Origin of the sequence: Desulfotomaculum copahuensis, assembly GCF_001655685.1 — a bacterium.
GTDB lineage: Bacteria > Bacillota > Desulfotomaculia > Desulfotomaculales > Desulfovirgulaceae > Desulfotomaculum_G > Desulfotomaculum_G copahuensis.
In genome coordinates, this window is the sequence record NZ_LYVF01000047.1 from 216,737 (window position 1) to 228,398 (window position 11,662).

The 11,662-nt window shown below is 57.7% G+C and carries 10 protein-coding genes and 1 riboswitch; of the genes, 9 read left to right on the plus strand and 1 reads right to left on the minus strand.

Translation table 11 applies throughout. From position 1 onward, the window contains the following. The first annotated feature begins 20 nt into the window (after positions 1–20). The gene (dapA, locus tag A6M21_RS04310; protein WP_427854600.1) at positions 21–908 is read left to right on the plus strand and encodes a 4-hydroxy-tetrahydrodipicolinate synthase; all 888 of its coding nucleotides are present in this window, start codon (positions 21–23) and stop codon (positions 906–908) included. An 85-nt stretch (positions 909–993) separates the two neighbouring features. Here dapA and A6M21_RS04315 read toward each other — a convergent pair whose 3' ends face one another. Continuing rightward, the gene (locus tag A6M21_RS04315) at positions 994–1,497 is read right to left on the minus strand and encodes a CBS domain-containing protein (RefSeq protein WP_066666633.1); all 504 of its coding nucleotides are present in this window, start codon (positions 1,495–1,497) and stop codon (positions 994–996) included. Positions 1,498–1,779: 282 nt separating this feature from the next. On the opposite strand from A6M21_RS04315, the gene A6M21_RS04320 reads away from it, so the two are divergent. The 8 genes from A6M21_RS04320 to A6M21_RS04355 form a co-directional block, all read left to right on the plus strand. After that, a complete protein-coding gene (locus tag A6M21_RS04320; RefSeq protein WP_066666634.1) occupies positions 1,780–3,477 on the plus strand; it encodes a ribonuclease J in 1,698 nt (565 codons plus the stop codon). Positions 3,478–3,736: 259 nt separating this feature from the next. Further along, positions 3,737–5,398, plus strand: coding sequence for an S-layer homology domain-containing protein (locus A6M21_RS04325; RefSeq protein ID WP_066666635.1), 1,662 nt, complete (start codon positions 3,737–3,739; stop codon positions 5,396–5,398). Between the two features lie 236 nt (positions 5,399–5,634). Beyond that, on the plus strand, positions 5,635–6,843 hold the full coding sequence (locus A6M21_RS04330) for a DUF1616 domain-containing protein (protein WP_066666636.1): 1,209 nt from the start codon (positions 5,635–5,637) through the stop codon (positions 6,841–6,843). 133 nt (positions 6,844–6,976) lie between these two features. Further along, positions 6,977–7,792 (plus strand): CPBP family intramembrane glutamic endopeptidase, encoded by an 816-nt coding sequence (locus tag A6M21_RS04335; RefSeq protein ID WP_066666675.1) that lies wholly within the window; start codon positions 6,977–6,979, stop codon positions 7,790–7,792. Between the two features lie 100 nt (positions 7,793–7,892). Next, on the plus strand, positions 7,893–8,156 hold the full coding sequence (locus tag A6M21_RS04340; RefSeq protein WP_066666637.1) for a hypothetical protein: 264 nt from the start codon (positions 7,893–7,895) through the stop codon (positions 8,154–8,156). A gap of 254 nt (positions 8,157–8,410) precedes the next feature. Further along, positions 8,411–8,493, plus strand: a riboswitch (cyclic di-GMP riboswitch). Positions 8,494–8,537: 44 nt separating this feature from the next. Next, a complete protein-coding gene (locus tag A6M21_RS04345) occupies positions 8,538–9,959 on the plus strand; it encodes a lycopene cyclase family protein (RefSeq protein WP_066666638.1) in 1,422 nt (473 codons plus the stop codon). A gap of 409 nt (positions 9,960–10,368) precedes the next feature. Beyond that, the gene (gene rfbD, locus A6M21_RS04350; RefSeq protein WP_242868758.1) at positions 10,369–11,241 is read left to right on the plus strand and encodes a dTDP-4-dehydrorhamnose reductase; all 873 of its coding nucleotides are present in this window, start codon (positions 10,369–10,371) and stop codon (positions 11,239–11,241) included. A 62-nt stretch (positions 11,242–11,303) separates the two neighbouring features. Next, positions 11,304–11,662 (plus strand): hypothetical protein (locus tag A6M21_RS04355; RefSeq protein ID WP_427854596.1); only part of this gene is annotated, 359 nt, incomplete at its 3' end.

The following is an 11,662-nucleotide window of genomic DNA, read 5'->3' on the forward strand; positions in this document are numbered from 1 at the left end:
AGTCTGGAAGGAAGGTGAATATTTTGACCATTGATTTTGGACGCCTGCTGACCGCCATGGTTACCCCATTCACCAAGGATTTGACGGTGAACTACAATCAGGCCAGAAAATTGGCCCGCCACCTGGTGCAATCCGGTTCCGACGGCCTGGTGATATCGGGCACCACCGGCGAATCGCCGACCTTGACCAGGGACGAGAAGATCGAGCTGTTCCGGGTAATTGTGGAGGAAGTGGGCGGCCAGGCGACAGTTATCGCCGGCACCGGCGGCTACAGCACCGCCGACAGTATCACTCTCACCCAGGCGGCGGAAAAAGTGGGCGTGGATGGCGTTATGCTGGTTTGCCCCTACTATAACAAGCCTTCCCAGGAAGGGCTTTATGAGCACTTCAAAACGATCGCCGCCTCCACCAACCTGCCGGTGCTGCTCTACAACATTCCCGGGCGCACCGGGGTTAACCTGTTGCCGGCCACGGCGGCCCGTTTGGCACAGGTTGACAATATCGTCGCGCTCAAGGAGGCCGCGGGCAGCATGGATCAGGTGAGTGAATTGCGGCGCGTGCTGCCGGACGATTTCACCCTGTACAGCGGTGACGACTCCTTGACCCTGCCCATGCTGGCCCTGGGTGCCAAGGGTGTGATCAGTGTTTGCTCCCATGTTGTCGGCCCGCGTATCAAAGATATGATCAACGCTTTCACCTCGGGCAACACCACTCTGGCCACCCAGATTCATCTGGAACTGTATCCGGTCTTCAAAGGGCTGTTCATCACCACCAATCCGGTGCCCGTAAAGGCGGCCATGAACCTGCTCGGCTGGAATGCCGGCCCGCCGCGCCTGCCTTTGGTGGAAGCCACAGCAGATGAAAAGGAAAAAATTAAAAGTACTCTGGCGGCGCTTAAACTGATCTAACATGCGAACCATAGCATTATAAAAACGGGAGCTAAAAGGCTCCCGTTTTTCAAGGGGAAGGAGTTTATCAAAGTACGCAGCGATGTTATGATTCAACCAATTCGCCGATATAATCCAGAATGTCCAGCGCCCTGATTACCCCGACAGCTTTTTTGTTTTCAAATACCGGGAGCAAATTGACATTATTGTTCATCATCAGCTCAACGGCCTTTGTAACGCTGTCATCCGCCTGGACAAAGGCTTTGACCAGCGGACGGACGGCCCGCCCCACCGTGGTGACCAGGCATTCTTCCAGCACATCCTTATGGTAGAACAAAGCCCAGGACATGAATATGTCCGCCTCCCCCGGACACTTGCGGTTTTTTTTGATGGTATTGAGGATGTCCCGGACAGTCAATATGCCGACCAGTTCCTTTTCTCCCGCCACTTTTTTCGTTTTGCTGAACACCAGGAGTGAACGGTGCGATTTGCCTTCATTCAAGTATTCCTTGAGTACCCTTACCGCATCTTTTAACGAATCGGTATCATAAACGAACGGATATTCCGCCAGAGAAACCATTAGTTCGCCGACTTTTTTCCCTCCCGGCATTGCTTACACCTCCCAAAGTTATTTATTTCACAATTAATTTTAGCACTTTTTACGGTAAATAGCAACAAAATTATTGTAAAAAATTCTTAAATTGGGTAACTATGAGATTACAGTTTGATGCGAAGATCCTTTTAAAAAAAATTCCCTTTACGCCGCGCCGGCGGTGCTTGTTTAGCGGCCGTTTTTTTTGTATAATATATAATTGAGAGTATTTCGGACGGCTTTCCTGATGACAAGAGAATATCTCCCCGCCTTCTCCTGTTCTCTCACCGTTACCATCCAATGGTCACTTTTTCACGAAACAGGCAGGAGGTGTCATTTTTGTCCAGAGACAAATTAGCAATCATTCCCCTCGGAGGAATGGGCGAGATCGGTAAAAACATGACGGCGGTGAGATACGGGGAGAATATTCTGCTCATCGACTGCGGATTAATGTTTCCGGAAGAAGAAATGCTGGGCATCGACGTGGTCATCCCGGACATTACTTATTTGCTGGAAAACAGGGATTGCGTGCGCGGAATAGTGCTCACCCACGGTCACGAGGACCACATCGGTGCGCTGCCTTTTGTGCTGAAGCAGCTCAACGTACCCGTGTACGGCACCAGGCTCACCCTGGGGCTGCTCCAGGGCAAGCTGAAGGAACACGGTTTGAACGGCGTACAGCTGCAGGTGGTCAAGCCCCGGGATGCGGTGCACATCGGACCGTTCAGAGTGGAATTCATCCGGGTTTCCCACAGTATTCCGGACGCAGTGGCCATTGCTGTGCACACGCCGGTGGGCGTGCTGGTGCACACGGGGGACTTCAAGATCGACCAGACCCCGGTGGACGGACAGGTCACCGACTTCTGCCGCCTGGCCCAGTTGGGGGAAAGAGGCGTGCTGGTGCTCATGTCGGATAGCACCAATGTGGAGCGGCCGGGCTACACCATGTCCGAGCGGGTGGTCGGCGCCACCTTTGACGAAACCTTCCGCCAGGCCAGGGAACGGATTATTGTGGCCACTTTCGCCTCCAATGTGCACCGCCTGCAGCAGGCCATTGCCACCGCCCGCCGCTATGACCGTAAAGTGGCGGTGGTCGGGCGCAGCATGGTCAACGTACTCAGTGTGGCGCAGGAACTGGGCTATATTGAAGTGCCCGACGGCACCCTGATCGAACTGGACGAGGCCAACCGCCTGCCCAAAAACAAGGTGGTGCTGCTGTCCACGGGCAGCCAGGGCGAACCCATGTCCGCGCTCACCCGCATGGCCATGTGTGATCACCGCCAGGTGGAGATCATCCCCGGCGATACGATCATCATCTCGGCCACGCCCATTCCGGGCAATGAAAAACTGGTCGCCCGCATCATCGATCAGCTCTTCAAACAGGGCGCGCATGTGATCTACGAAAAGGTTTCCGGCATTCACGTCAGCGGACACCCCAGCCAGGAAGAGCTGAAGTTGATGATCAACCTGGTGCGGCCGCGCTTCTTCGTGCCGGTGCACGGCGAGCACCGCATGTTGATCAAGCACGCCGAACTGGCCCGGGGTATGGGCATCCCGCCGGAAAACATCTTCGTGCTGGAAAACGGCCAGGTGCTGGAGTTCAACCGCAAGGGCGGGCGCATCGCCGGGCGGGTCACCGCCGGGCGGGTGCTGGTGGACGGCCTGGGCGTGGGTGACGTGGGCAATATCGTGCTGCGCGACCGCAAGCAGCTTTCCCAGGACGGCATATTGATCGTGGTGGTGACCATCGACCGCGAATCCGGCCAGGTCATCGCCGGACCGGACATCGTTTCCCGGGGCTTCGTCTACGTGCGCGAATCGGAGCAACTGATGGAAGACGCCCGGGAAAAGGTAAAATGCGCCCTGGTAAAGTGCACGGGCAACGGCGTGTCCGAATGGGCTGCAATCAAATCGCAGGTCAGGGATACATTGGGAAAGTATCTGTTCGAAAAAACCAGGAGAAGGCCGATGATCCTGCCGATCATCATGGAAGTTTAAGAAGCTTTCCGCACCGCGGGAAGGGGCCGGGCAACAGTTGCCCGGCCCCTTTGGCACAATGCGTCTTACAAATATAATTTTACCAATCAGGCAGGACTTTTTAAATTTTGGTATAATTATTCCTAATGCGGAAAAAAATTGCCTTTTCTCGACGCTGCCTACTGTTATTGAAAAAGCGTTTCCGGGGGGTGTTGCCGCGTAATTTGTGGTGACCGGTCAGATGCCGACGACATCAAACCAAAAGAGGAGGGTGACTCGTTTGAAGAAACTTTTTTACCGGTGGGGGGCAAACCTGATTGCCTTGACTTTCATGTTCTCCTTAATGTCCGCTTGTATCCCGCCCGCTTCAGCCGGCAGTCTTTACGACAACTATAACCAATTGGTCAACCAGTTTCCCGGTTATGTGGACAAACTCAAACAAAACGGTGTCAGCGACCAGGAACTGCGTAATTTTGTGCAGGACCTGGATAAAGCGCTGCAAGGCAAGCAGCTTACCAGCAGCAATTATAACGAAACCATGCTGAATACAATTTTGGAAGTGGCCAAAGACCCGCAGTACAGCAATATAAAGCCGGCGGCTGTGAATTCCCTTTCGAATCAGGACATCAGTCAGATTGTCAGCGGACAGGTGCCGGATGATCTAAAGAATGTTGAAACCGCTGTTAAAAACGTTGTACCGCCCGTGTCCGGTGGTGGTGGCGGCGGTGGCGGCGGCGGTGGCGGCGGCGGCGGTGGCGGCGGTTCAGTGCTGCCCGCTACCATCAGCGACAGCGTTTTGAATGCAGCCATACAGAGTGCGGGTGCCGCCGGACCGGTGACCCTGACGGCCGCCGGTGATTCCCTGAATTTAACCCTCGACCAGCTGAACCGGATACAGCAAACCGGGCTTTCCCTGCTCGTGAATATTCACGGCATGCAAGTCTTGTTGCCTTCCGCTGTCCTTAAGATATCACCGCCGTCCGGCGCGGTGCAGTTCCAATTGACGGTACAGCAGGCTGTTTATCAGGATGTGCAGGATCTGTTGCAGTCCGTGTCCGGCCGGTGCAAGCTGGATGGCAATGTCTATACGCTTGCTGCCGGGACACTGGCCGGCGATGGTTCGGTGCAGTCAATGCCGCAGTTTGGCGGCCAGGTGACGGTGCTTCTGCCGGTGCCCGCGGCGGCGCAGAATGCGGCCGCATCCGGCAAGGTCAAAGCCTGGCGTTATTTGGGTGAATGGACGGAAATGGGGGGCACGTATGATTCCACCAGCGGCACAGTCAGCTTTGCAACACAGCAGGGCGGTAAATATGCCTTGCTGGAAACATTGGTCCAGCCTCAGCCCCAGCCACAGCCCCAGCCGCAATCACAGCCGGGGCAATTCACCGACATAAACGGCCATTGGGCGCAACAGGAAATTGACGCCATGGCAGTTAAGGGTTTTGTGAGTGGTGTGGGTGAAGGCAAATTCGCCCCAGAAGCCACCATCACACGGGCCGAATTCGCCACCATCCTGGCCCGCATGGCCGGTCTGACCGCCGCTCCGGACGGGGCGGTGCGCTTCAGCGACGTGCCGGCCAATGCCTGGTACCGCGGTATGGTGGGCGCCGCTGTGAAGGCCGGTCTGGTTTCCGGCGTGAGTGCGCATCAGTTTGCGCCGGGCGAATTAATCACCAGGGAACAGATGGCGGCTATGATGGTGCGTTTGATGGCCAGGGATGGTCTGGATATGACGATCAGCAACTCCGGCATAAGCGGGGCGTTGGCTCCCTTTGGCGATGCCGGCGGCATTTCCAGTTGGGCGCGTTCCTCCGTGGCTTTGATGGCGCGTTGGCAGATCATGGGCGGCCGGGAGAACGGCAAATTTGTTCCCCGGGGCAACGCCACCCGGGCGGAAGCGACCGTGGTGCTCTACCGGGTGCTGCAAAAACTGCCTCAATAGCGCACCTGCCGAAGCAGAAATATGATTATTATTCGGGGGCGGCCTGTCCGCCCCCGTGGTAAAAAGTTGGGCCGGCAGGAAAGAGGTAACCTTTGTCGAATTATTGTTATGCAGGCTGTTTGCACGGCCACAGGCAATATGAAAGCGGGCGTTATGCCCGCTATTTTCAGGGTAATGCCGCTTGAAACGCCTGAGGAGAACTCCCAATAGCCACCGGGGGAGCTGTTTAAATAATCATGCCAGTACAAAAAACCATTCGTTTGTTCCAAGATCTGCTCTACCTCAACATCCTCTCCCTGATCCTGGCACTGGTCATTATAGCCGGTGATTTTGGCTGGTGGCATTACATCCGGGTGGCCCTGGGCTTGCCTTTCGTTCTCTTTTTTCCCGGCTATGTTCTCATCGCCGCCCTTTTTCCCAAAACGGGCGACCTGGAAGGCATTGAACGGGTGGCTTTGAGTTTTGGCTTGAGTATCGCTGTGACGCCCTTGATCGGCCTGGGGTTGAATTATACTCCCTGGGGGATCCGCCTGGCCCCGATACTGGTTTCATTGCTGCTTTTCATTGCCGCCCTGTCCGCTGTGACATTCCTCCGGCGACGGAAACTGTCCCCGGAGGAGCGTTATTACCCCGTATTTTCTTTCTCCATCCCGGGTTGGACGGAAATGTCCCGTCTGGACCGGGTGTTGGGCTTCATTCTGGTGCTGGCTGTGCTTTTTGCCGCCGGCAGCATTTATTATGTAGTCACCACGCCCAAGGTGGGCGAAAAATTTACCGAGTTTTACATCCTGGGGCCGGGCGGCAAAGCGGAAGGCTACCCCCGCGATCTGGCGGTGGGGGAAAAAGGCCGGGTTATAGCAGGTATTGTCAACCACGAAAACCAGCCGGTCAGTTATTATGTGGCAGTGGTTATGGACGGCCTGGTCAAGCAAAAAACCGGCCCCGTTCTACTGGCCGACAAGCAGAAATGGGAACAGCCGCTGGCTTTTTCCGCCGCTGCGCCGTATCAGGACATGAAAGTGCAATTCCTGCTCTACCGGGCGGGGGACAAACTGCCCTACCGTTCCCTGCACTTGTGGGTGAACATAACCGCTCCGGCTGCTTCACAGCTGCCCGCAGGAAGTGTAGTTCCTGTGAAAAGGAAAAATGTATCCCGCTATCCTGTGCGTCAGCGGCCATTATCGACTGTGCCCAAACGGGCCCCGATCCGGCGGGAAAACACGCCTGCCGGCCGGGACGGGGCCGCTGCCGGTGCTGGAAGCCAAAAACCGCCGCCTGCATTGCCGCCGGCCGGAAGTGGTGCTTCAACCGCCGGAAACCTGGAACGGATCACCGTTCCAGCTCCCTCCGGTGGCAATCTTTCCCCCGCCGAAAGCGGAGGGCGGGTTGCGGCGCCGGCCCCGCAACCCGCTCCCGCTCCAGCCGCGGCAACAAGCAACCGTTGATTCAGAGGTGAAACTATTGTCCAAGGATCGGGCCGCATATCCGGGGGAAAAAGCCGCTGGTGACCAGGCGGCTTGCAGCACACGGCCGGTTCCCCGGCCACGGAGAAGTACGGGTACCCGCCGGCGCCATTATATGCCGGTGGTTCCCTGGCTCTATGCCCTGGGTATCGTCGGGGCGGAAATAATGACCGGCTATGTCAATGTACGCTGGGGCCTGCTCATGCATTTTTTCCTGCTGATCGCACTGCTGGTACAGGCCGCCCTGACTTATGGCCGACCGGTGACCGGTGGACTGAACGCTGGGTTGCCGTTGCGGGAAGAAGTAAAGGGCCGCTTTGATGGCGAAAAGATGCACCGGCTTTACCTGTCGCTCACCCTGTGTCCCCTAATCCGCATCTTGAGCTTGACCATTCCACTACAGGGGATTCCCCTCATTTACTGGTACGTCATTATCGCCTTTCCCCTGCTGGTGGCTGCCTTTCTCATTATCAGGCTTAATGGCTACCGGTTCAAAGATGTTTCTCTGACGCCGGGCAACCTGCCGGTGCAGTTGGCCATCGGTCTGACAGGTTTTCCCCTGGGCTTCATCGAAAACCAAATTTTGCACCCGGCTCCGTTGATTCACACGACGGGCCTGGCCCAACTGATTCCGCCGGCGTTGATTCTGCTTGTCTTCACCGGTTTTTTCGAAGAATTGATCTTCCGGGGGGTTTTGCAAAAAGCGGCCCGGGATGTAATGGGTGCAGGCGCGCTGCCCTTTGTGGCCGTCCTGTTCGCCTCCCTGCACATTACCCACCTCTCTTTGACAGATGTCTTCTTTGTTTTCGCCGTGGCTGTACTTTTTTACTGGTATGTCCTGCGCACACGGTCCATTTTGGGCGTCACCCTGGCCCACGGCCTGACCAATATCGGTCTGTACTTAATCTGGCCCCTTTTTCCGGGCTGGTGATTATTTATTAAAAATCTCCCTTAATTGCCACCGGCGGAAGGACTTTCCTTCCCGTTGTCGAAATGTTTGTTTTAGAAAGATAGAAAGGAGGCCTCAGGACATGATTTCCACCGTGACCACCACTACTGTGACCACCATCGCCAGCACCACTATGGCAGCCGGGTTTGGCTTGCTTGCCACCATGGCACTGATCGTCCTGCTCATTACCAAGGAGTTGGCTGGCTCCGGCGTGCAGTCGGCCGGCAGCACCGGAGAGTTGACTGTATCGCGTGCCCTGGACCGCGTTCTGAGCGTGGCAATTGTGCCGTTGCTGTTCGTCTTCGGGTATATTGTAATCGTTAAAATCATTGCTGTGCTCCGCTAAGCAGCACAGCGACATGGCGGTGGTCCGGCCCAAGCGATTTTTCCGGCCGCCGGAACTGTCCGGCTGTTCGGAAAATTGCCATGTCTTGCACCCTGTGCGGAAACGATCCGGCATCAGGGTTGTTTTTTATTCTCCAGGATGCTGTCTCCGGCTGTTAAACGGCCTCAAGCGGGGATTACAGTTTGGGACTTTTTGAAATGTTACAAAAAAAACAGGAAAAAACCGGGATGCCGGCGAATTTACTGCTTAAATGTTTTCCAAGCGGAGGCAATGACCTGCGGTCCGTATGTGGGCGCCTGGACTGTAGAAAGCCGCTGGTGCAACCGGCCGCTGCACTTCCTTGATAACCGTCTGATATATGTGATGAAAGGATGGCAGCGAATGGATTATGATCTGGTAGTGATTGGCGCCGGGCCGGCCGGTTGTGCCGTGGCCCGGGACGTGGCCGCCGCCGGCAGACGGGTGCTGGTGGTGGAGGAGCACGGACAGGTGGGGGAGCCCATGCAGTGCGCCGGGCTGATCAGTGCCCGCACGCTGGAACTGGCCGCCGTTTCCCGGGAGGTGGTGCTGCAGCATCTGAAGGGTGCCCGGGTGCACGGGCCCGGCGGACAGATCCTTACCCTGGCCGGCAGCCGGTCCTATGCCCTGGCTGTAGACCGGGCGGCTTTTGACCGTGAGCTGGCCCGGCAGGCTGCAGCCGCCGGGGCGCGAATCATCTATAACCGGCGGGCGGTGGATTTTTCATACATAGCCGGAGGTGTGCGGGTAACACTTGCCGCCCGTGATAAAGCGGCCGGTTCCGCTTTCGGCGAACCGGTCCGGCCGGCGTTATCCGGCGGTTCCATTCCCGCTTCATTAAATTGCGGCTTTGTTTCGCCGCCGGCAGGGCGTGCCGGCTTGCCCGGCGCGGCGGATAAACCGGGTGGTGCAGGCAGTGTTTCTGCTCAGCGGGCCGTTGGTGTTCCCGGATCCGTCACCTGCCGCCTGGTGGTGGGCGCCGACGGTCACTGCTCCGCCGTCGCCCGTTGGTTGGGGCTGTCTCCGCCGGTGGAGAAAATAGCCATGTATGCCGCCGAAGTGGAACTGCCGGCCGCCAGCGATGCCATGATCGATATTTTCCTGGGCCGCCGGGTGGCCCCGGGCTGGTTCGGCTGGATCATTCCCGCCGGCGGCGGCCGTGCCCGCGTGGGCGTGGGCAGCGGTTTAGCCGGCACTTGCGACCGCGCTGCCGGAAGGCAGAGTCCGCGCGCCTTGTTTCAACGGTTGGTGAATAGATACCACCGGCTTTTTCGGGGCCTGAAAATCATCCGTCCCACCGGCGGTCTGGTGCCTGTCGGTTTCATGCCCCGTACCTACGGTCCGCACGCATTGCTGGTGGGTGACGCCGCGGCCCAGGTCAAGCCCATTTCCGGCGGCGGCCTTTACCTGGGCCTGCTGGGGGCGCGCCTGTGCGCCCGTACGGCGCTGGCCGCTTTGGAGTACGGTGAATTCGGCCCGGCCGCCCTGGCCGTCTATCAGCGTGCCTGGGAAAAGGAGGCCGGTATGGAAATTCGCTGCGGCTTGCGCCACCGGGAAACTTTTTTGAATATGAGCGATCAAGAAATGGATATGTTGTTGGCCTTCTTCGACCGGCCCCAGTGGCGCCGGATCATTCTCAAATACGGCGATCTGGACTACCATTCACGCATTGCGGCCAAACTGGCCCTGGCCCCGCCCTGGGCGCGGCGGTTCGTCACCGGCGGCCTGATTCCCCTATTGCAGCTTTTCCGCACTCCCGCTGCCGGGGAAGAAACCCGGCTTTAAATATTGGTCAGCCGTCAAAGTTTCTTGTGACCGGGTTGGAGCCCCGCTCGTTATTGTGAAAAAGGGGCCTTTTCGCTGTTTTGTTACATTGGTATTGCCCGGCTCTACCTCGTTGCCAGCAGGCATAATTGATAAATCAGCAGGGCCGCCGCCAGACGGTAGAAAATGCTTAGGACCAATGCCAGAGATTTCAAGGTTTTCAGAGTATGGTCCATTTCCCCCACCTCCTTTCTGCGGGCGCGGAAAAATATTGTTATTTTACGGAAGTTGCGCTTTATCCGGTTGTGCTGATGGTATAATAAATATTTAGTATACCCAGTTCCTGGCGCTAGTGCACAGCGGCATTCATACTACCGGTGCGGCTCCGGCGGCATGAATCGCCTGTTATCTTGAAACAGGGGTGGAAAATTTGTGCTCCAATGCGATCGCCTTTTCCGGCGCCCGGGTGCTGGTCACCGGTGCCGCCGGCATGCTGGGTGTTGATATGACGGATCAATTCCGTTGCCGGGGAGCGGAAGTGATTGCCCTGTCCCGGATGGAATTGGACATCACCAAACTGGACGCGGTACGCGGTGTTATGCGTAAGTACCGGCCGGTGCTGGTGATAAACTGTGCGGCTTACACCAATGTGGACGGGGCGGAGGACGATTTCCAGCGGGCGCTGCTGGTCAACGGCCTGGGGCCGCGTAATCTGGCCCTGGCCTGCCGGGAGGTGGATGCCGTTTTAGTGCAGGTGAGCACCGACTACATATTTGACGGCAGCAAGTCCGTGCCCTACGGTGTATTTGATCCGCCCTCACCGGTAAACGCATACGGCCGCAGCAAGTGGTGGGGGGAGCAGGCCGTGGCTGCCGCCGGAGGGCGCTTTTATATCGCGCGGACAAGCTGGCTTTTTGGCCGCGGGGGCGGGAACTTTGTGGAAACGATGCTGCGCCTGGGCCGGGAGAAGGGCGCGATCCGGGTGGTGGATGACCAGCGGGGTTGCCCCACCTATACTGTGGATTTGGCCCGGGCTGTCGCCGATCTGTCCGCCACCGGCTGCTACGGCGTTTATCACGTTACCAACAGCGGTCCGGCCACCTGGTATGATTTCGCCGCCGCCATTTTTGCCGCCGCCGGCATGAAAGTTGATCTAATGCCTTGCGCCACGGCCGCTTTTCCCCGTCCGGCGCGCCGGCCGGCCAACTCGGTGCTGGATCCATTTCCGCTCCGGGAGACGATCGGCTATTTGCCGCCTCCCTGGGAAGACGCCTTGAAGCGCTATTTATCCCGGTTGGAATAGCTCCCCCACAGGGGACTGTCCCCTCCCGGTGTTTGTTGAAAAAGTAATAGGGGGAGTGGGTGTTGTTTGCTAAACGCAGGCGGGATGATTTTGATGTGGTGCGAGCACCGGAACATTCCGGCGGGAAGCGCTTGAGACGGTGGTTGATGACGCTGATACTGCTCCTGGCCGGTTTGACTGCTTTGGGTTGGGCCGGGGCCAGGCAGTTGGGGGTGGTGCCCCCGGCCGGTGTGCTGGCGGGGATTATTCGCGATCAGTTGAGCGGCAAAGGGCCGCCGCAGATGTTTTCCGGGGGCGGAGCGGCGGGTTTTACCGGTGATGGTATGCCGGGTGCGGGACCGGCCGGTACCGGCAATAATATGGCCGCGCTGGCCGCTGGCGGCGGAAGTTCCGCCGGCGGGAAAGGGGCGGTCCCGGGTGG

Coding starts and splice junctions, on each gene's coding strand:
- A6M21_RS04315 (WP_066666633.1), bottom strand. CDS start 1,497: ATGCCGGGAGGGAAAAAAGTCGGCGAACTAATGGTTTCTCTGGCGGAA.
- A6M21_RS04320 (WP_066666634.1), top strand. CDS start 1,780: ATGGTCACTTTTTCACGAAACAGGCAGGAGGTGTCATTTTTGTCCAGA.
- A6M21_RS04330 (WP_066666636.1), top strand. CDS start 5,635: ATGCCAGTACAAAAAACCATTCGTTTGTTCCAAGATCTGCTCTACCTC.
- A6M21_RS04335 (WP_066666675.1), top strand. CDS start 6,977: ATGCCGGTGGTTCCCTGGCTCTATGCCCTGGGTATCGTCGGGGCGGAA.
- A6M21_RS04340 (WP_066666637.1), top strand. CDS start 7,893: ATGATTTCCACCGTGACCACCACTACTGTGACCACCATCGCCAGCACC.
- A6M21_RS04345 (WP_066666638.1), top strand. CDS start 8,538: ATGGATTATGATCTGGTAGTGATTGGCGCCGGGCCGGCCGGTTGTGCC.